This window comes from Flammeovirga pacifica (genome assembly GCF_000807855.2).
Classification (GTDB): domain Bacteria; phylum Bacteroidota; class Bacteroidia; order Cytophagales; family Flammeovirgaceae; genus Flammeovirga; species Flammeovirga pacifica.
On the sequence record NZ_JRYR02000002.1, the window covers coordinates 109,997 to 132,461 of the forward strand.

The 22,465-nt window shown below is 35.0% G+C and carries 11 protein-coding genes; 8 read left to right on the forward strand and 3 right to left on the reverse strand.

The window, feature by feature from the left end; translation table 11 throughout:
* Positions 1-15 precede the first annotated feature (15 nt).
* Positions 16-4,155, reverse strand: a complete 4,140-nt coding sequence (locus NH26_RS19870; protein WP_044217739.1) for a hybrid sensor histidine kinase/response regulator transcription factor — start codon at positions 4,153-4,155, stop codon at positions 16-18.
* Between the two features lie 539 nt (positions 4,156-4,694).
* Between NH26_RS19870 and NH26_RS19875 the strand changes: the two genes are divergently transcribed.
* The 4 genes from NH26_RS19875 to NH26_RS19890 are packed head-to-tail and all read left to right on the forward strand — an operon-like array spanning position 4,695 to position 12,383.
* The gene (locus NH26_RS19875) at positions 4,695-7,805 is read left to right on the forward strand and encodes a SusC/RagA family TonB-linked outer membrane protein (RefSeq protein ID WP_052431745.1); all 3,111 of its coding nucleotides are present in this window, start codon (positions 4,695-4,697) and stop codon (positions 7,803-7,805) included.
* 12 nt (positions 7,806-7,817) lie between these two features.
* Positions 7,818-9,638 (forward strand): RagB/SusD family nutrient uptake outer membrane protein, encoded by a 1,821-nt coding sequence (locus NH26_RS19880; RefSeq protein WP_044217741.1) that lies wholly within the window; start codon positions 7,818-7,820, stop codon positions 9,636-9,638.
* Positions 9,639-9,648: 10 nt separating this feature from the next.
* On the forward strand, positions 9,649-11,727 hold the full coding sequence (locus tag NH26_RS19885; RefSeq protein WP_044217744.1) for a hypothetical protein: 2,079 nt from the start codon (positions 9,649-9,651) through the stop codon (positions 11,725-11,727).
* Between the two features lie 47 nt (positions 11,728-11,774).
* On the forward strand, positions 11,775-12,383 hold the full coding sequence (locus NH26_RS19890) for a hypothetical protein (protein WP_044217746.1): 609 nt from the start codon (positions 11,775-11,777) through the stop codon (positions 12,381-12,383).
* 124 nt (positions 12,384-12,507) lie between these two features.
* Here the strand turns inward: NH26_RS19890 and NH26_RS19895 are convergent, their stop codons facing one another.
* Together NH26_RS19895 and NH26_RS19900 are read right to left on the reverse strand one after the other, a co-directional pair.
* Complete coding sequence (locus NH26_RS19895) at positions 12,508-14,442, reverse strand: FAD-dependent oxidoreductase (protein WP_044217749.1); 1,935 nt, start codon at positions 14,440-14,442, stop codon at positions 12,508-12,510.
* Positions 14,443-14,454: 12 nt separating this feature from the next.
* Entirely contained in the window at positions 14,455-16,104 is a 1,650-nt protein-coding gene (locus tag NH26_RS19900; protein WP_052431746.1) for a sulfatase, read from the reverse strand.
* Positions 16,105-16,712: 608 nt separating this feature from the next.
* Here NH26_RS19900 and NH26_RS19905 point away from each other — a divergent pair.
* The 4 genes from NH26_RS19905 (at position 16,713) to NH26_RS19920 (ending at position 22,465) form a co-directional block, all read left to right on the forward strand.
* Positions 16,713-18,743 (forward strand): glycoside hydrolase family 127 protein, encoded by a 2,031-nt coding sequence (locus NH26_RS19905; protein ID WP_044217753.1) that lies wholly within the window; start codon positions 16,713-16,715, stop codon positions 18,741-18,743.
* A 70-nt stretch (positions 18,744-18,813) separates the two neighbouring features.
* A complete protein-coding gene (locus NH26_RS19910) occupies positions 18,814-19,866 on the forward strand; it encodes an L-rhamnose/proton symporter RhaT (protein ID WP_044217755.1) in 1,053 nt (350 codons plus the stop codon).
* Positions 19,867-19,914: 48 nt separating this feature from the next.
* Entirely contained in the window at positions 19,915-21,033 is a 1,119-nt protein-coding gene (locus NH26_RS19915; RefSeq protein ID WP_242427360.1) for a mandelate racemase/muconate lactonizing enzyme family protein, read from the forward strand.
* Entirely contained in the window at positions 21,002-22,465 is a 1,464-nt protein-coding gene (locus NH26_RS19920) for an aldehyde dehydrogenase family protein (RefSeq protein WP_044217760.1), read from the forward strand. The genes NH26_RS19915 and NH26_RS19920 overlap by 32 nt, the downstream gene beginning before the upstream one ends.

Below are 22,465 nucleotides of genomic sequence, written 5' to 3' on the forward strand. Positions count from 1 at the left end.
GGAATATGACCTCAATTAGCCTTTGTTTTCCAAGCTTTTGCTGTATTTACTAGGCGACACTCCGTAATATTCTTTGAACATTCTACTAAAGTGCGTTCTATTTTTAAAACCTGTTCTCACACAAACATCAGCTACAGGTAATTGTTCTTGTACTAATAATTCTGCTGCTTTTTTAAGACGATATACCTTTAGAAGTTCATAAGGTGTATAATTGGTAATAGCTTTTACTTTTTGGAAGAAAGTAGTTCTATTTAAATACAATCCTTTTGCGAAGACATTCATGTCAATGTCTTCATTTTCAAGGTTTTCTTCGATTAATTCATAGAACTTCTCAATAAATATAGCATCTTCTTTATTATTGTTTTTCTTTTCAACTTCTACAGGGAAGTCAATCTGGAAACGCTCTCTAAGTTGTTTTCTATTCTTGAGAAGCATTTGTACCGAAGCAATCAAATGTTTCATCTCAAAAGGCTTAGAAATATAATAATCAGCACCTACTTCAAGCCCTTTTACTTTATCATCTAAAGATGATCTAGAAGTTAAAAGAATAATAGGGATATGACTTGTTCGAATATCTGTTTTTATTTTATGACAAAGCTCTAGTCCATTCATCTCAGGCATCAGAATATCACTGATAATTAAATCAGGCCATTCATTTTCTAAGGTATCTAAGCACTCTTTACCATTAACAAAACAAGTAACATTAAAATATTCTGATAAAACACCATTTACAAAAGACCTTAATTCTTCATTGTCTTCAACATAGAAAACATTAAGCTCTTTCATGCTCTCATCATATAAATTACTTGGTAATTCTAAAGCAGATGGAAGAATTTTTTGTTTCTCATCATCATCTTCTTGAGCAATTAAATCCTTGATTCTCTCTTCGTTAAGAGCATCTTTAGCATTCACTTCTAAAGGTAGATTAACGATAAAGCAAGTGCCTTTTCCTTCTTCACTTTCAATTTCAATGCTACCAAAATGCATTTCAACCAATCGTTTTGAGAAAGCTAAACCAATACCAGAACCAATAGAGTACGTATTAGAGTTGTCGTTTTGGTAATATCTATCAAAAACATAAGGAAGGTCTGAAGGTTTGACACCAATACCGGTATCCATTACTTTAAACGTTAGCCCAGTTTCGTTATAAGAATATTCAATATCTATCGAATCTCCTTTTTTGGTAAACTTAAAGGCATTATTTAATAAGTTGTTTAAAATAATTTCAAGTTTACCCATATCAGCAGTAATAAACAGCTGATTGTATTCTCCTTTAATATTCAGTTGCTTTCCTTGTTTTTCAGCAAGCTGATCAAAGTCTTTTTTGATGTCAATGATTAAACCTGTAAAGTCGAAGTTTTCTTTATTGATCTTCAAGATACTTTGTTCTGCCTTGTGGAAATCTTGTACCTGATTCACCAATTGAAGCATTTTTTTAGACTGACGGTTGATCAGGTCTAAGTGCATAAAAGCATCTTGATTGGATTGGAACATTTTCAAAAGCATTTGAATAGGCCCCATAATTAAAGTAATTGGCGTTCTGAACTCATGAGAGATATTCATGAACATCTTCTCTTTGGTCTTATTTAGTTCGTCAATACGATGTCTTTCTACTTGTTCCAACTCATATTGATGTTTTAATTTAGTATGATTAAGTAGGAAACGACCTACAAAATAAAGGACCACTACTATAATTAATACATAGAGAAAATAAGCCAAAGGAGTTTTCCAAAGTGGAGGAGTAATCTCAATTTCCAATCGGATAGGTTCTGTCCATTTATTTTTAGAGTTAGAAGCCATAGCCTCTAAAGTATATTTACCAGGAGGTAAACCGTTAAAAGAAGCATTTTTAAATTTAGAGGATGTTCTAATCCATTCATCGTCTTGAGGTAATAAACGATACTTTAAAAAATAGCTCTTAGGATCAGAATAATGTAGAGAGAGTAATTCTACAGAGAAAATATTCTGATCATAGTTAAGCGTGATTTTTTTCTTTGCTGATAAGGGTTTATCAAGAATAAGATTTCCATCAATAGTATCATTTACATGAACTTTACGATTGATAAGTACTAGATTACCAAATGTAAATTCGGGTATGTTTGATGAAATATCCGTTTTTAGAGGATCAAAACCACAGATACCATTTCCTGCAGCAAAAAAGATATTACCACTTTTTTGTTTAAAACCGGCATTCTCAAACGCATATGCATTTACACCGTTTTCTTTCGTGAAATGTTTGAAGGTTTTTAATTTTGTATCAAATTTATTTAAGCCCCTATCGGTTGTAATCCACAGATTATGTTGATCATCAATAATTATTTTTTTGATGATATTATTATCTAAACCTGCACTTTCTGAGTAAGTTTTAAATTGAACTTGTTGCTCGCTGAGGTTATCAACTATCAATAAACCTTTCCCTTCCGTACCTAAAGCGATATTTCCATCTGCTAGAAATAAAATATTCGAAATGTGATTACATGGCAATTGCATTCCTTTGGGAGAAGAAGTATAATATTGTTGTTTGTTCATCACTAATAAAGGAAGGTCTTCTTTATTATCTATGACGATTAAACCACTTAAAGTTGTCCCAATTAAAATACGGTTGTTTAAAGAATCAATCTGTATATTTTTACACTGATTGGCCTCAGAGATAACAATATCTTCTTCATTTTGAAGCAATTCTGAAGAAATTATTTTTCCATTAGGCGTCATTTTTAGTTTGTAACATCCGTGATTGGAAGCAATCCAATAATAACCAAAACTGTCTTGAACTACCTGTGTTATCCTAGCATTTAAAAATTTAGAATCTTTAGAATCTTGAATTAAATGCCATTTGTGTTTCTCATTTGGAGATTGATAATAAATAGAACCTCTTCCTTTGGTATACCTCATCCATTTACCTCCATTATTATCTTTCACCATAGAGGCCCATTCTTTAGGTATAGGAATAGATTTAAGTTCTTCTGGCAGAGGTTCGATACTGTTGGTTTTGGTGTTGAAATTAACCAGACCTCTTAAATAAATACTACAAAGAATATGTGTCTCATTCCAAATGCATAATTCTAATACCTTATTCTTAAAGTTTTGTCCTTTAAGTTGATCGGTATTTAAATCATTGTATTGAAATGCTAAAGGTTGATTATTGTAAAGAAAAAGCCCTTCATTAAAAGAAGTGATCCAAACTTTGTGAGTTTTTTCAATATCAAGAATGTTGTTTACCCTACCAATATCAAAATATTTCGTATATACATTTTGATTCAAAGGTTGTCTGTTTCTTATATTCATAGGATCTTCTATCAACCAACATCCTTTAGATAGAGAACCAGCCCAAAGTTTGTTGTCAAAAGTAGCGTCTATTTTTAAGAACCTTTCATTTTGAAAAAAGCGTTTGATTAAAAAAAACTGATAATCATCTTCTTTCTTATTTAGTCTTATATGTGCTAAACCATTATAAAGTGCTACATATACATTCTTTTCCTGATCGATTGTTACGCTTTTAATAGGACCAATTTTTCCCTTCATGACGTACTTATGCGTATCAGTTTTAAGGTTGTAAGCCAACAAACCTTTTGAAGTAGCAATTAATATTAATTCATTATCATAAGGAATAGCATCAAGAATATATTGAAACGATTTATTCTTAACTTCTATAGGATGTATTCTTTCTATTTTATAGGTATCAGGATTAAAAAATAAAATCCCTTCATATTCTGTGATACAAACTATTTGATTGTTGAAATAGAATATTTTATCAATAACAAAAGGATGATCAGATCGAATATTTGTCAGTAAGTGTTTCGGTAAATTGACAATTTTCTCTTCCTCATAATAATAAATGGAGATACCGTCTTCCGTACCAATCCATATATTATGATGCTTATCCTGAAATAAAGCACTCACTTTATTATTACTGATTAGAAGGTTATCATCTGAATTTCGATAAGTTTCAAAATCATATCCGTCAAACTTGTTCAATCCATTAAAAGTACCGACCCAGATAAACCCTTTGTGATCTTCTAAAATAGCAGTCACGCCAAAGTGAGAAAGTCCTTCATTAGTGGTATAACTTGTTAATGATTGGTCGTAGTTGGCACTATGTGAAAAGGAAACTATTCCTAATAAAAAATAAAGTATAATAAGTAATTTACGAAGCATTGAATTGAGTTTAAGTACTGCTTTTTTTAACAGAAACGTCAAAGTGTATAATTCATTTAATTCATGTGATTTAAAGTTACATGTTTAGAATTAAATTCAAATACATATACTTTAAATAATAAATTTTCTTATGTTAAAGCTTCCTATTTGTTAATAGTATATAAGTGCACAATGTATTTATACGTCAAATACATTTGATTAAATGTTAAAGATACACCTTGTTAACTAATTGATAAGCAACGAGTTTTACTTCAAAAAACATTAATTTTATTTAGAGTCACCTTTTCTGATTTCACATTATTTACTTTTATGACATGAAAGAATCGCAGAAATAATTTTTTTAACTTTTTAGAATGAAGGTTTATTAATATCTGTTTAATTATAATGTTAACATAAGAGCGTTGTAGAATTTTTTTAATATTAATTTGTATTTTTGACGCACTTAATGATTTTTTATAAACCTCTGTTAAATCGCTTTACAACAAATTACAACTACGATCTTTCTGTTTAAAAAGCAACTTAAATGATGAAATGAAAAAATGAACGTTTACTACTTCAGAAACAAAAGACTAAAGGTAGCTTTCATCTTTTCTATGGTATTTTTTCTAACTTCTTTTGCAAACATCTTTGCTCAAGATAGAATGATATCCGGAAAAGTTATAGGAGAGGACGATCAACTCCCACTACCAGGCGTGAATGTAACAATTCAAGGAACCTCAACAGGTACTATTACAGACTTTGATGGAAAATTTTCATTAGTAATAGAAGAAGGCAACACTCTTGTTTTTTCTTTTATTGGTATGAAATCAAAAACTGTAACAGTTAAATCTCAATCTACTTTAAATATAACTCTTGAAAGTGAAGTGGAGATATTAGAAGAGGTAGTGAAGATTGGATATGGCGAGCAGAAAAAGAAAGAGATTTCTGGTGCTGTGGCTCATATTAAATCAGAAAATTTAGAACAATTTACCACTTCGGATTTGGGTGATGCTCTACAAGGACAAGTAGCAGGTGTAAGTGTTACATCAGCTTCAGGTGCTCCAGGTGAAAGTGCTGTTATTCAAATTAGAGGTGTAAGTACATTATCAGAAGTAGAGGGTGCTAACCAACCGTTATATGTTGTTGACGGAATCCCTCAAAATGAAGATCCAAGACTTGCACCAAACGAAATTGCTACTATCGATATCCTAAAGGATTTGGCTTCTTGTGCAGTTTATGGTACTAGAGGTGCAAATGGTGTAATTTTGATTACTACTAAAACAGGTAATAAGGGTAAATTAAAGGTATCAGTAGATGGTAACTACGGTTTGAGAAAGATCATTACTAATACTCCTGTAATGAACTCATCTCAACAAGCTTATTTCGATATTATTCATCAAAGAGCCTTAAATCCAGGTATTTCTGATGACGAAATCAACATGTTGGTATCACGTAGTAAAAATAACTTCAAGAATGATAACAACTTAGATGATATTGTTTTTGAAGATTTAGCACCTACACAACAATATAACATCAACTTAACGGGTGGTTCAGACGCAGGATTCACTTATAATATCACTGGTGGATATTTTGGTCAAAAAGGTAATGTAGTAAATTCAAACTTCGAAAGATTAAACTTTAGAGGTGGTTCTAGCTACAAATCTGATAAATGGACAATTACTACTTCATTGGCATTATCAACAGAAGAAAGACAAAGACCAAGTGGTAACTTACTAAACCAAACTATTAGATATAAACCTTATATGGCTCCACTAGATCCAGATAAGAATATCTACGAAAGTGCTTCAGATCAGGAAGCAGTTCAAGCCAACTTCTTGTATCAGTCATTGTATTTTGATGATAACGAAACAAGAGACCGTTTGTCTGGTAACATCAGTATTAAATACGATTTCACAAAATGGTTATCATTTACTACTAACGCAGGTGGTAATATCATGAACCGTTTTAGAACTCGTTTAAATCCTTACTTTAGAGTAGTAAACGAGAACACAGGACGTGAATTCTCTAACCCGAACAACTCTTACTATTCTGAGCAAGTAGAAAGAACTGCAGGATTTAGCTGGGATGGTAGATTCTATGCTAAACATTCTTTCGGTGATCATAATGTATCTGCATTATTAGGTGCCTCTTTAGAAGAGTATAATGGTATTAGCCATACAGTTCAGAGAAGAGGTATTGTAGATAATGATAAGCCTGGTTTTGGATCAGCAACATTAGAAACTACAGTAACACCTGGTTTTAATTATGTCTATAGAATTATCGGTACTATTGGTCGTTTACAATACGATTATAAAGGTAAATACTTAGTATCACTTAGTGGTAACTACAACGGTAACTCTAAATTTGCAGAGAATAATAAGTTCAAGTTCTTCCCTTCTGCATCAGTAGGTTGGAATATCTCAGATGAAGCATTTTTCGAAGGTTTAAAGCCTACAATGAACGCAATGAAATTGAGAGCATCACATGGTAATGTAGGTGGTCAAAGTTTCAGACCTTATTCTGATTTACCAACAATTAGAAGAGGTTTTGATTATAGCTTTAACGGTAATATCTATTCAGGTGCAGCTCAATCAGCATTTGCTAACCCAGATATTCAATGGGAAACATCAATTCAGAACAACATTGGTTTAGATTTAGCATTCTGGGATAACCGTTTGACATTTAACGCTGACGTTTACCACACTACTAAACAAGACATGTTATTCCCAATTGCTACACCAGCATCAGCAGGTTCGTCGGCAGGAAATAACAACGATAAATTGGTAACACTAAATGTGGGTAACATGGTGAACCAAGGTTTTGAATTAGCATTAGGTTATAAAGGTCGTGTTAAAAAATTGAACTGGAATGTTACAGGTACTTTTGCTAGTAACAACAATGAGATTACAAACATGAGAACAGAAGACTTTGTCTACACAGCCGATCAAGGTCTTATTTATGGTGCACCTAACCAATCTAGAGTAACAACTTATGCTAGAGGATATGAAGCAGGTGCTTTCTTCTTATACAAAAGTGATGGTATCATCAATACAGAAGAGAAATTAGCAGAATATCAAAGAGTGAACCCAGCAGCTAGAATGGGAGACTTAATGTTGAGAGATACTAATGGTGATGGTCAAATTACTGAAGCAGATAAACAATATGCAGGTAGTGGTCTACCTAAATACGAAGCTGGTTTAGTGATTAGCTTAAGATATAAAAACTGGGACTTCATGATGAACTGGTTCGGTGCATTTGGTCACGAAATCATGAACGGTAGTAAATTAATGGCTTATTCTGAAGGTAGACACCTTGATCAAATTCATACTTGGTCTCCAGATAACCCTTACTCTCCAATCCCTGCTTACAGAGGTGATCTTAAACAAGGTACTACCAATTTTAGAGGTGATACAGATCTTTGGTTAGAAGATGGTTCTTATTTAAGATTGAAAAATGTGACTTTAGGTTATACTGTTCCTAAATCAAAATTGAAGAGAGCTGGTATTAATAGTATCAGAATTTATGTAAGAGCACAAAATCCATTAACCTTCACAAACTACACAGGTTATGATCCAGAAGTGGGTGGTAATGGTGTATCTTCTAGAGGTTTGGACAAAGGTAACTATCCAATCGCAGCTTTATACTCTACAGGATTTAGATTTAACTTCTAACCAATTAAAGCAATGAAAAAAGTAAATAATTTTATATATAAATGTGTGTTAGGCTTCGTTATCTCTTTTACAGTAATGGGATGTAAGGGGTACTTGACGGAGATCAACCCTAACGAAACTACAAAAGCTGACTTCTATCAAAATTTAGAAGATTCGGAAGCAGGCTTAACAGCGGTATACGGTTCTATGATGAACCACTATATTTGGAACTTAGGAGAAGAAGCTTGTCGTGCAGATATGGGTTACCCAGGAATGGATCGTCCTACTCCAACAAGTAGATACCTTGCTTTTTACCAACATACATATACAGAAACCACCAACGAAGTAAATAAAAAGTGGGATGCTTTGTATTCAGGTATTTTTAGAGCTAATCAAGTAATTCATGGTCTTCAATCAGAAGCGATGGAAGATTTCCAAGATGATCCGAAATGGGTTCTTCAAATGGCTCAAGCACGTTTCTTTAGAGGTTTATACCATTTTTATTTGCACCAAGCGTTCAATAAAGGAGCGATTATCGTTAGAGATACTTGGACAGATGCAAACGATATGTATAAGAAAGTATCTCCTGCAGACTCGGTAATTAATTTTGTAAGAGATGACTTCCGTTTTGCTTACGAAAACCTTCCAAACATCTATAATAATAGTACTGGATATGTTTCTGAGGGTAGAATTTCAAGAGGTACAGCTTCTATGTTATTAGGAAACTCTTATATGTTTGATTTCGTGAATGGAATCAACTATGATTCAGCAGCATTTTATTACGAAGATGTAATGAATGGTGGATATGGCTATGCTTTAGAAGATGATATGAGTAAAATCTTCACCAACTCTGGTGATTTTAATAAAGAATCAATTCTTGAGATCGGTTATTCTAACGAAGTACGTCCTGATTTAGGTGACTGGGATGAAACAAATGGTCAAAATAGATTTGCTGCCATTTTCTCTCCTCAATTCTACGGAGGACAACGTCAGACTATTCCAGTAGGTTGGATTGCTTATGCTTACATGCATAAAGATCCTGTGGATATGTCAGATCCAAGAAACCAAGTAGAGTTAGACGGTCAAACTTACGATAGACTTGTTTCTTTAAGAGCAACTGCTATGATGGCAGTACCTCAAGATGATTTAACTCCATATTATAAAGTAGAATCTGTGGCAGAAGCAGATCCATTTAGAAATGGTGGTTCAAGAGCGCCAGAATTTGCCTTCTTCAAGCAATTCTCTAATTATGATATTGTAGATACAGAAAGAAGTTTACCATTAGGTCTTCAAAGATCTCCAAAAAACATGGTTGTAAACAGATATTCTGAAGCTATCTTAAACTTAGCAGAATGTAGAATTCAGCAAGGTAGACTACAAGATGCTATCAATTTAATTAATCAAATTAGAGAAAGATGGGGTGTAGTACTTTTAGGTACTGACCAAGGTACAGGACGTACTTATGATGGAGTAGCTTATACAACTACTTCTTTAATGGAACATTTAATGTACAATGAGAAGCCATTAGAACTTTCAGTTGAAGGTCATATGAAACGCTGGATTGATTTGAGAAGATGGAATGTAATCAGAGAAAATTACGAGCGTATTTCTAGCCAAAATTATTGGGTAATCCACTATAAAGGTGCAAGAACTTATTCTAAGAAGATTCTTTGGAATACAGAAATCATCGAAGGTGGAGATACACATCCATTCCCTGAAAAAGAATTCACGGCACGTCCAAATTATAAAATTGTTGATGGGGAGTTAGCGTTATTAAATTATGTACCTAGTCTACATGATTTTTATCCAATTCCAACATCAGAGACATCAACAAACCCGGAAGTAAATAATTAAGCTTACGAACATGAAAAAGTTACTAAATAATATAATTAAGCTTTTTGCTTTACTATTGGTAGTTTCTTCTTGTCAGAAAGACAGGGAGTTACCTGATGAAGCAAAAGTGAGAGCAATTGCTTGGGCAATTAGTGAAGATCATCAAGATACTTTAGAAATAAATATTGACAATTATATTTCTTTTATGGATGTTTCTCAAGGGTTGTTATTCCACCAATGGGAAATTGAAGATAGTTTAGATTTCTTATCAGGAGATTTCAATACATCTACTGAAGATTATGTGCCTTACATAGATCAAGGTAAAGGAAAGAAAACAGATGATATTACTGTACATGTTTTGTTTCAAGAAGCTGGTATTCATAAAGTAAGACTTTATAATACTTACGATAGAAAAGTAAAACATAACGGTCTTTCTCGTCAGTTAGAAGCGGTACCGCATGAAACAGACCCAGGTATTTGGGTAATCGATACTACTTTTAACGTGGATGTATATGCTGATTTAGCTCCAGCGTTTTATGTATTGAAAAACGATACTGATACAGTTTGTGTAGTTACTGCAGATCAAATTGTAGATGGTGGCGATGATTCTGATTGGGCAACAGTTCAATTGGTAGCTGGTGAAGACAAACTTACTTTTGTGGATACAACATCTGTAGGTCGTCCTACAGATAGAGAGTGGAACCTAGCATGGTTAGGAGAAACTAGTAAAAACAGAGTATTTGAAATCGTTCCTATGAAAACAGGATGGGGTAGAGCAGGTTCTTTATCATCAATTCGTCAAGGATCGACTCAAGGACTTACACAGAATACAAGTAAGCCAATTCCATTAAACTTGAATGTTACTGCTCCAGTAATTGAGCCTCAATACGAAGTATACAAAGATGGTATGTTAATCTTCTCTTACTCAACAGGGGATAACATTCCTGATAATACGGATCAATGGATGAAAGTAGATTTGAAAATCAATGAAACTTTAACTTACGTTGATAAGACCGTAAAAGGTTTAACGAATGCTAGAGAGTTTACATTAAACAATGCGGAGCAACCTGTTTATACAGATGAAACTTCGGATGTTGTTTATCCAGAAATTAAGAGTTACTTCGAAGCAGGTACTTTTGCAGCTATCCGTACTGCAGGTGATGGTTTCGACGAAGATAGAGAAGAAGTGAAAATTCCTTTGATGATCAGAGTGGATGAAGCTTTACTTAAAACATCTGATTTGATTGAAAATGAGATGAAGAAAATTACTTTTGAAACTTCTATTCCTGTAGCTACTATAGGAGCAAATGCAGCCAATGCATTCACAGTGAAGATCAAAAACATCAATGGATATGATGTGACATCTACCATCTCATCTGTAGAAGTTGATCCAGGTAATAGTGCTCAACTAATCTTAACTGTTGGTGAGCAGACGTATAACTCTGATATGATCACAGTTGCATACGATGGTTCTGCAGATATTCAATCTGCTACTGGTAACAAGTTAGAAGCATTCGATACAGAGATGGTGATTATGAATAATCCATCTACTAACGAATTCGAAAACCCTGAAATGATTAGCTTCGAATTAGAAGGTAATAATCAACAAGATGCATTCGCTAGAGGATGGTGGGTAGATAACTCAGTACCAAACGGTAGATTATGGAAACGTACTACAGATAAAGCATCAGCTGGAAGTGCTTCGATGTCATTAATTGTTGAAGACCGAGCTGCTCAAGGAGTATCTAAGTTATTCAGTATTCATAATGAGCATAACGGTGGACCAAATAATAATGGTATGAAAAACCCTGCGGGCGATTATGAAGTAACGTTTGATATCTTCATTCCTGTTGGAGTAGATTTCACAAGTGGTTTACAAACTAACTTCCAAGATTTATCGAATGGAGGTGATGATAAACAATACTTAACTCCAGATTTATCAAATGTAGAAAAAGGGAAATGGGTAACTATTACTCAACACATTACTTTTGATAAAGACGGTGGTAGAAGACAAGTTTCTCTAGTATTAGATAACCCTGTTCCTGCTACTGGTAGATTAGAATTCTATGTAGACAACATTGTTGTTAGATCAATTGAATTAAGACCATAATACTATTGGGAGGGTGGTAAAAGCCCTCCCATCATAAATGATTGATTATGAAATTAAGACACTTATTTTGGATGGCTGTATTAGCTATAATGCAAACATCTTGTCAAGATATATACCCAGAGTTGGGTTCGCCAATTCAAAAAACGCCAGTATTCGCGATTAAAAGTTCTACACAATTTAATCCATCACTAAATATCGTAGGCTTTTCGGTTTACAAAGAGAAACCTTTACAAATTTCATATGTTACTGACCTAACATTAAAGAAATACGATTTAGAGGATTATGCGTTAAACACTGAGTCGAACAACGTAGATATTAAATATTCTATCTCAGATTACGAAGGCAAAATGTATTATACAGTTGTTGGAGAAAACAAAACAGATAGTTTAGTTATGCCTAACGTAGATAGAATGGATTACGAAATTAAGTTGGCTTACAACGATGAAGCTAATCCAGAGAAATCAGAAGGTACATTAAAGATTCAATCTTACTCTGATTCTGTAATATTTTTCCCTTTTGAAAGATACTTATATAACTCTAACGGAGTTGTGATCGGAGTGGAGTATGGAGATCCAGATACATTGGTTTCAGATACTCAATTTACTTACTTAATTGAAGATACTATTTTAGCTTCTGATGAAGAAGTTTTTAATTAATATCTGAAAGGTAACACCAACCAAAAAAGGCGATCTCATTCAAAATGAGATCGCCTTTTTTATGTTGATATTTTTAACCTGAGTTCGACAAAAATACTTTCATCAAACTCAGGTTTTGTCAATGTTATTTTAAAGCAACTAGTTCAAATAATTTTGCAGTATCCGCACCATAAGTAGATTTTACGTGTACTCTTAAAGCGGTGGTTTTAATACGATCAAAATTAAGTTGAATTCTTCTTGCTTGATTGTTGTCCACATTACTAATATCTACCCATTTACCATCAATTCTGGCTTGTAATGATAGAGATTTAGTTAATTCAGGAGGAACAATATCTGAATAAATTTCTTTATGATAGACGTTTCTCATCATGATATTTTTCTTCACATTCGTATCACATTTTATCGTTAATGAAGAAATTTCTTGAGGTTCTTGCCATTCACATTGTACATAGGCTGGCAGGTCCTTAGATTCCCAATGATGGATGGAATCAGGTAAGTCTCTCGACCAACCATCAGTCAGTAATTCTGGATTACCAGATTTAGTAGAAGAGGCCACAATGGATGCCGCATCCTTCATTAAATCATTTTTTTGACGATTAGGACGGTTAGGAATATAAGCGTCATTCATCAATAAACGATCTTGTAATTCCACAATATGTTTTTGATATATTCCTCTAGGAGTGGTTTTATTTTTAACACACAAAGCAGCAGCTGTACCTGTAGCTTGTCCCATTAAAGCACAAGTGGCCATCACTCTTGTAGAAGATAATGAAATATGAGTTTGGCTTATATTTCTACCACTAAACAGTAAATTATCAATGTTTTTAGAATACAAGCTTCTAAAAGGGATTTCATATACTTTTTTGAACCTTTGATGAAAATAACTAGGCGGTTCTTTCATATTTTCAATTCCTCCTGGATTATGTTCGTCTAATGACCAACCTCCATAAGCAACAGCATCTTCAAAGTGTTTATGTTCCGTTAGATCCTTTTCGCTAAGTATGTAATCTCCTATAAATCGTCTCGATTCTCTTTTCCCAGGAACAGAACCAATCCATTCTAAGGCAAAGTTTTCAGCATCGGGGTAGTTACCAGAGTTTTTAATGTAATCCCATATTCCATGAGCATATCCCATTAATTTCTTACGAATTTCCTCTTGATCTTTAATGATATCAAATTGAGAACCTATTTCGCACCACCAATACCCTTCTACATAAGATCTTACTTTTCTTTTTGGATGAGAATGTTCTAATGTAAACTCTTTAGCAAAAGAGGGAGCCGTATACTTCATCGGTTTCCCCATATCTTTACCGCCAATAAGAATAGAAGCACCCATTTGCCATCCATCAGCTTCTTTAGGTGCAAACTTCTCGTTAAATTCATGAGAAGCTTCCCTACCTGTGCGGTATTCAGCTCCAGCTTTAGCAGCTAAAAGCCCATCACCAGAACAATCAATAAATTGAGCAGCCGAAATATGTAATTCACTTTCGGTACTATTTTGCCAACAAATAGCGGTTTTGATCGAAGAACCATCCATCACTGCATGAATGGCTTGAGTATTTAATATAACCTCTAAATTGGGTTCTCTTTCTACAAAATCATATAACACATGATCCCAAAAAGACCAAGATTCTTGTGGGTTTAAGAAACGATTATGAAGTAATATTTCTTCTATAATACCGGTCTCTCTTTCAGGTGTATTGTTAGGAGCTAAATGATTTACTCCATTCACTATAACGCGGATTTCACTGGATGCATTACCACCTAAAACCCCTCTATCTTGTACCAGAACTGTTTTTACTCCTTCTCTAGCAGAAGAAACGGCTGCACAGATACCCGCTAAACCACCACCAATAACTACTACATCAAAGTTAAGGTATTGACATCTGTCTGGGGTGTGTTTTTTATTACCATTTAAGTCTGTCCAATTATCGTTACTTCGATCACTAAAAACAGTCTTCTCCTTTTTTTTATCTTTTGCCTTTGATTCCGAACTTCCAAGTACAGAAAAGCCAACGGTGCCAAAGACACCGTTTTTAAAAAATTCTCTTCTTTTCATTGTGCTTACTATTTATTGTACAGGCAAATTACCTTTCCAACCTTTTTCAAATTGTGCTGTTAATTCAGCAACCAATTCAGGCTTTTGTTCAGCAATATTTTTAGTTTCCTTTGGATCATTAATATGATCATACAATTCAACAAATAGTGGCGCTTTATCTTTATTTTTTCTATCCTTCCAGATAATGATTCTATAATCTTTCGTTCTCATAGAGTAGCCCATAATATCATTCTCAAACAAGGCTCTATCCCATTCTTCTTTCATTTGATCTTTGATACCTTCTTCCACTTCTTCGATCAATGGTCCAAAATAAGTTTCACGCATTCCTTTTGATAAAGGATTTGCTGCCCATTCTCTCAACGCAGGGGTAGGGAATTGACTAAATACAGCCTCTTTCCATTTTAATTTAGGTTGATCTAACAGTGCTTTAAACGATTGACCTTCTAAATGATTAGGTTGGGGTATATCAGCTAATTCACACAATGTAGGATACATATCTACTAGTTCAACCAGTGCATCTGAAGCTTGGCCTCTGTTATTTTCATTTTGGAATGGACTCCAAACAATTAGAGGTACTCGTGTTGCAATTTCATAGTTAGTAGCTTTACCCCATACACCCATTTCACCTAAATGGAAGCCATGATCAGACCATACCATAACAATAGTATTGTCTAGTACACCTTCTTCTTTTAAAAACGAAAGTACTTTACCAATTTGAGCATCAACATAACTTGAGGTCGCTAGATAAGAGTGCTTTAACTTGTGAGCTAAAGTATCAGGAATATCTCCTTTATTAGGAATATTTGAACGAACTCTTAATTCGAAAGATGCATGCAAGCCCATAGAAGCACCGTTTTCAGGAGCAGTATTATTTTCTGCTAGTTTAATATCCTCAGGATCGTATAAATCCCAATATTTTTTAGGTGCTACAAAATTTAAGTGAGGTGAAATGTAACCTAATCCCATAAAAAATGGTTGATCAGGAGATTCAGTAATCATCTTTTTAAGATTGGCAATTGCAAGATCTGTATTATAACCATCTAAATAGCGGTTGTCTGCAACATCTTCACATTCAAAAGCAGGTCCTAATCCTAATCCATACTTCGCTTCCGCACCATATTTTTTAATCATGGCAGCTTTGTTCGCTTTAAAAATCTTTTGATTCTTAGGGTTCACGTATCCACCAATTAAACCTTTCAAGGTATTTTTAATAAGTTTCTTATCTGGTTTCATCGACCAAGATTTCTCTGGGTCATTGTATTTACCATGGTATACTTTACCTACATTAATTGTGGTATATCCATTTTCCTTAAAATGTTGCGGTAACGTAATAATGTCAGGATTTTCATCTCTAAAATACGTGTAGTTTTCAATTACATTAATTGTTTCTGGGCGAGCACCGGTCATTAAACTGGCTCTTGAAGGACTACAAATTGCCTGCTGACAATAAGCACGGTTGAATTGAGTGCCTTGTTTAGATAGTTTATCTAATGTAGGCGTTACGGCAATACTATTGTCGTAAGAGCTCATTTCAGGTCTTAAATCATCTATAGAGATGAATAAGATGTTCGGCTTTTTCTTAGTGATGTGTTTGTTCGTACATCCAATCATCAGTAAACTACTGATCATTAGAAGAAGTAAATAATTCAATCTCAATTTCATTATAATAATAGTTTAATTTGTATGGGTCAATATCGCTACAAGTTCGTTACAACAATTTGTTGATAATCAAAAGTATGTATGCATCAGTAAAAACTAATTATTCAGAAATTAATTGACCGGGATAATAAGGTTACAAAAGATATTTGCTCTGAAATTTTAAAAAGTAATGTAATTATGAGTCTCATTACTGTCTTTTTTATGTGTACACGTAAATCTTTTCAAGAAAAACATAAGTAATTTGTTTTCAGTGCATAATACCCAATGTCACTTTTAGTTTAAACGTGTAGCAACATAGTATAACCCTTATATAATGTACGTTTAACGCATAAAAAAGCCTGTTTAGGGGGGTGATAGGGCATATTTTATCAGTGAAAAAAGAAAGGTTAAATAAGGGGTAAATACTGGGTATTTTGGGCAATGTACCCATTACAACATTAAATTAATTTAGAACAACTCAATAAAAGTGTGGTATTGATAAGTTTGTAATGAAAATAATTCTAGCACGAAGCGATTTATATCAAGTTAAATTAACAGACATATTAAGATACATATAAATAAATCGTCAAGACATTTTCTTTCAATAAGAACAATTAACTTTTTAATAAGAAATGAAAAAATTACTCACACTTATATGTGCTGCAATGGTGACTCAGTCATCTTTCGCACAAGACAAAGGAATATTAGGTCAAAAGCACACTGAACATGTGGAGCTGAAATCAATTAACATCGGCGACTGTAAATGGACTGATGGATTTTGGGCAGATAAATTTCATACTGCAGAGCATGCAATGGTTCCTTACATGGGTGAAGTCTTAACAGGTGATGTTGGACATGCATTAAATAACTTTAAGATTGCAGCCGGTTTAAAAGAAGGTGAGCATAAAGGAATGCGTTGGCATGATGGCGATTTCTATAAATGGATGGAAGCAGCTATGTATGTTTACGCTCAAAATGGAGATAAGTCATTATTAGAAGAAATTGATGGCTATATCGATATTGTTGCTCAAGCACAAGAAGAAGACGGTTACCTTCAAACTCAAATTCAATTGAATGATAAGGTAGATCGTTACGAAAACCGTAAGTACCATGAAATGTACAATACAGGTCACTTATTAACTTCGGCTTGTATTCACCATAGAATTACTGGACAAGATAATTTCTTGAACATAGCAATCAAACATGCGGATCATCTTTATTCTGTATTCAGTACAGGTGAGAAAAGATACGGTCGTTTCGGTTTTAACCAAACTCAAATCATGGGATTGGTTGAAATGTACAGAACTGTTGGTGATGAAAAATACTTAAAATTAGCAGAGATTTTCATCAATAATAGAGGTAAATATAAAGTAGAGGAAACTCCTGAAACTAAGGGTTACCCAATTGGTGATATGGTGCAAGAAAGAGTGCCATTGAGAAAATCTAGCGAAGCGGTAGGTCACGCTGTATTAGCACTTTACTACTACGCAGGAGCTGCGGATGTTGCTGCTGAAACAGGTGAGAAAGAATTGGTTGATGCTTTAGATCGTTTATGGGAAAATGTAACAGACAAGAAAATGTATGTTACAGGTGCAGTTGGTCAAGCACACTACGGTGCCTCTACAAACAGAGATAAAATTGAAGAAGGTTTTATTGATGCTTACATGATGCCAAACATGACAGCTTATAATGAAACTTGTGCGAACGTTTGTAACTCAATGTTCTCTTACAGAATGTTAGGTCTACACGGTGAGTCTAAGTATGCTGATATTATGGAATTGGTATTATTCAACTCTGGTTTATCAGGTATTTCATTGGAAGGTAAAGATTACTTCTATTCTAATCCTTTAAGAATGGTAGAAGGAGCAAGAGATTATTCTCAGCACAACACTGAAACACCTCATAGAGAACCTTATTTAGAGTGTTTCTGTTGCCCTCCAAACATTGTAAGAACAGTAGCAAAATCTGCTAACTGGGCCTACAGTTTATCAGATAATGGTATTGCAGTTAACATGTATGGTGGTAATAGATTAGCCACAAAATTAGAAGACGGTTCAGATTTAATTTTAAATCAAGTAACTAACTACCCTTGGGAAGGAACAGTAAATATCACTGTAGAAAAAGCGAAGAAGAAAGAGTTTGATATGATGCTTCGTATTCCAGATTGGGCTTACGGAACAACTGTAAAAGTAAACGGTGAAGCAGTAGACGCAAAAGTAGAAGCTGGTAAGTTTGCAGTAGTAAATAGACAGTGGAAAAAAGGAGATATCATTACAGTAGACATGCCAATGGATGTGAAATTGGTAGAAGCTAACCCGTTAGTGGAAGAAGCTCGTAACCAAGTAGCTGTAAGAAGAGGTCCAATTGTATACTGTGTAGAAACACCAGATTTACCAGAAGGTGCAAAAATCTTAGATGTATATGTAAAAGGCGGTGCTCCATTAAAAGTAACTTATGATAAAGATTTATTAGGTGGTGTATCAACTATTGAAGCTCCTGTATTGATTAGAAATGATCATAAAATGGAAGCAGGAATGTATTCTACTGTAACTAAACCAGATTTTACTGAAACAACTATTAAAATGGTCCCTTATTTCACTTGGTCAAATAGAGGACAGTCAGAAATGACAGTATTTTTACCAGTAATTTGGAATAATCTATAAATAGCAAAACAGGCATTGAAAGTTATTTCAATGCCTGTTTATTATCTACTAAACACAAATTTGAATTGAAATGAATACTTTAGCTATTGTCCTTATCTTATGTGCCAGTTTTTTTCAAGGTACATTTGGATTAGGAATGAAACATATCGCTCCCGTTAAATGGGAAAATTGGTGGATCGTCCATGCGACGGTTGCTATGATTGCTTTCCCCATGCTCTGGTCGTTGATTGCGGTACCAGAGACCTTTACTATCATTGGAGAAACCTCTACAAATGTTCTTTTCATGGCCATGCTTTTTGGCTTTTTATGGGGCATTGGAGGGATTCTTTTTGGCGTTTCTGTAGAATACACAGGCGTTAGTATTACTTACGGTATTGTGATGGGCTTGGCTGCTTCAGTTGGTTCTTTAATTCCTATGTTCCAAATGGAACAACTGCCTGCCAACTTTAATATAGTATTAGTAGGTGTGGCTTTCTTGTTAGTGGGTGTAGGTATTACCGCAGTAGCAGGAGTAAAAAGAGACAAAGTACAAAATGCAGTAGTAGAGGAAGAAGTAGAAGAAGACGGAGATGTGTTAGTTGCCGCTCCTAAAACAGCAACAACTCCAAAAAAATCAATTCAAACAGGTGTAGCAATAGCAGTAACAAGTGGTGTGTTATCAGCATTATTAAATGTAGGATTTACCAACGCTTTACCAGTAGCTGAATTAGCAACAACAAAATATGGAGTGAACCCCACCGATGCAAGTTTAGTAGCTTGGGTAGTGGTATTAATGGGGGCTTATTTGATGAATGCAGGTTTCGCTATTTTCAAAATGGTGAAAAATAATTCATTCGGATCATTTGTCGTTTCAGGTGGTAAAAAAGCCTATTTCTGGTCGATAGCAGCAGGTTTATTCTGGTTTGCAGCATTAGGGGTATACGGTCAAGGAGCAGCAGCTATGGGTGACTTAGGTCCTGTCGTAGGCTGGCCAATGATGTTAGGTATTTCCTTAATTGTAAGTAATGTTTGGGGATATCGCTCAGGTGAATGGAAGAATGCATCAGGTCCTTTCAAGATTCTTTTAGGAGGATTGGGAGTACTGATTTTTGCAATCTGTATCCTAGGTTACGCTAACGCTTAATTAGCAAATAATAGAACAATGAAAATAAAAGATATACAACCTTATGTATTGTCACAAGATCTGGAAACACCGTTTTTCTTTTCTCAGTGGCACTACGCCTCACGCAAGATCTGTCTAGTAAAGATTACTTTAGAAGACGGAACTTATGGTTGGGGTGAAGGTTACGGTCCAGCCGATATGATCAAACAAGGGATTGAATTTTTCAAGCCTTTTGTGATCGGTGAGAACGTATTAGAAAATGAGAAGATTTGGCAGGTGATGTACTTGCGTTCGTTGGATTTTGGTCGTAGCGGTATTTTTAATGCAGCGATTTCTGCCATTGATTTAGCGATTTGGGATTTGAAAGGTAAAGTGCTCAACCAACCGGTATCTGTATTGCTTGGAGGCGTGAAAAACCCAGTGATTCATCCTTACGCTACAGGCTTTTATTTTACAGACTCACCTACCTTGGATGAAGATCTGAAAAGAGAAGCAGAATACTATAAAGCCAATGGTTTTAGAGCAGCAAAAATGAAAGTAGGATTAGGCTTAGAAAAAGACCTTCACTACGTTCATTTATTGAAAGAAGCACTAGGCGATGATGTCAAATTAATGATTGATTCTAACCATGCTTACAACTACCGTGAGGCTTTGGAACTATGTAAAAAGATCGAGCACCTGAACATAGGTTGGTTCGAAGAACCGGTTCATCCGGAAGATTACAAGGGGTATCAAAAGCTAAGAGAAAATACCACTATTCCTATTGCAGGAGGCGAATGTGAGTACCACAAACACGGTTTCAAACGCTTGTTTGAGAACGAATGTGTAGACATCGCACAGCCCGATATAGCAGCAACAGGAGGTTTGACAGAAGTGAAGCGCATCGCCGCTTTGGCATCTGCTTACCATAAAGATATTGTTCCTCACTCATGGGGTACTTGGATCGCGATAAGTGCCGCCGTACATTTTGTAGGCAACTTGGATAAAAACCCAGGCCGAATGTACATGGATGCACCAATGATAGAATTGGATCGTACCGAAAACCCATTGAGAGATGATGTGACCGTCCCAAGTATTGAGGTGGTCAATGGAGAAATAAAAGTGCCTCAAACACCAGGTTTAGGGGTAGATGTAAACGAAGAATTCCTAGAGAAATATGCAATCGACAGTAGAACAGAGTTTGCTTAAATTCGGAAGCAAAAAACTTTATATTGATGGAGAGTTTGTAGACGGTTCTGACCGTGCAACTTTCATGGCTTTGTGTCCACATGATAATCAACCGATATGTGAGATCGCACAGGCTTCCAAAGAAGATACATTACGTGCCTTGGATGCAGCAGAAGCAGGTTTCCAAGTATGGTCTAAGACGCCTTTAGAAGAGCGTTTGGAAAAGGTACTTCAATTAAGAGAAAAGATGTTAGAAAATGGCGACCGTTTAAGAGAAGCGGTATGTCATGAGATGGGTAAAACTTGGGATGCCTCAGGTGAAGACTTACAAAGTATCACCGATTCATTAGAGTTTTATGCGCACGAAATGCGTATCAAAGAGAACTTTAGCATTGAGGATAGAGCAGGTACACATACCCATAGAATGGTGTATCAACCGTTGGGTGTTGTGACGGCATTTTTAGCATGGAACTTCCCATTGCTAAACCTTGGTTTTAAGTTAGGTCCAGCCTTAGTTACAGGTTGTTCTATCGTGATCAAAGCCTCAGAGTCATCGACTATATCTTCATTGATTATAGCAGAATTAGCACATGAAGTAGGTTTCCCTAAAGGGGTGATCACCGTACTTTGTGGTAACCGTAATAATGTAGGAGTTCCATTGTGTGAGAGTACTATTCCACGTTTGATCACGATGATTGGCTCAACTTTTACAGCACAGAAATTAATTGAACAATCTGTCAAGACATCGATCAAAAGATACTCAATGGAATGTGGTGGTAACGCCCCATTTATCTTGTTCAATGATGGCAATATGGAAGATGCATTGGGTATAACGAATGCGATTAAATTTGGCGGCAATGCAGGTCAAGTTTGTGTAGCACCGAACCGATTCTTTATTCAGGAAGGAGTGTATGACGAGTTCACTACCAAATTAACAGAAAGTGCGAAAGCAACGAAGTTAGGTTTCTTCCAAGAAGAGGGCATCAATATGGGTCCATTGGCGAATCAAGCACAAATTAAATCGGTACAACATTTTGTAGACGAGTGTGTGAGAGAAGGTGGTAAAATCTTAGCCGGAGGTCATAAGATCGAAGGAGAAGGCAACTACTTCGCCCCAACAGTGATAGAGATGGATAACCGTCAGGCGGATATCTTACAGCACGAAGTATTCGGTCCTGTTTGTGTGGTGATGAAGTTCAATTTATTGGATGAAGTCTTGGCATTATCGAATGATTCTACCGCAGGTTTAGCGTCATATGTATTTACAGAAGACGAGGAGTTATTGGAGACAGTAGCGATGGGCTTAGAGTTTGGCGAGGTGCAACAGAATGGCGTGAAATACGATATCAACTTGCCTCACTTAGGCGTGAAAAACAGTGGTATAAGTATGGACTGTTCAAAGTTTGCATTAGATGATTATTTGGTGTTGAAACGTATCTCAAGAAAGGTATAG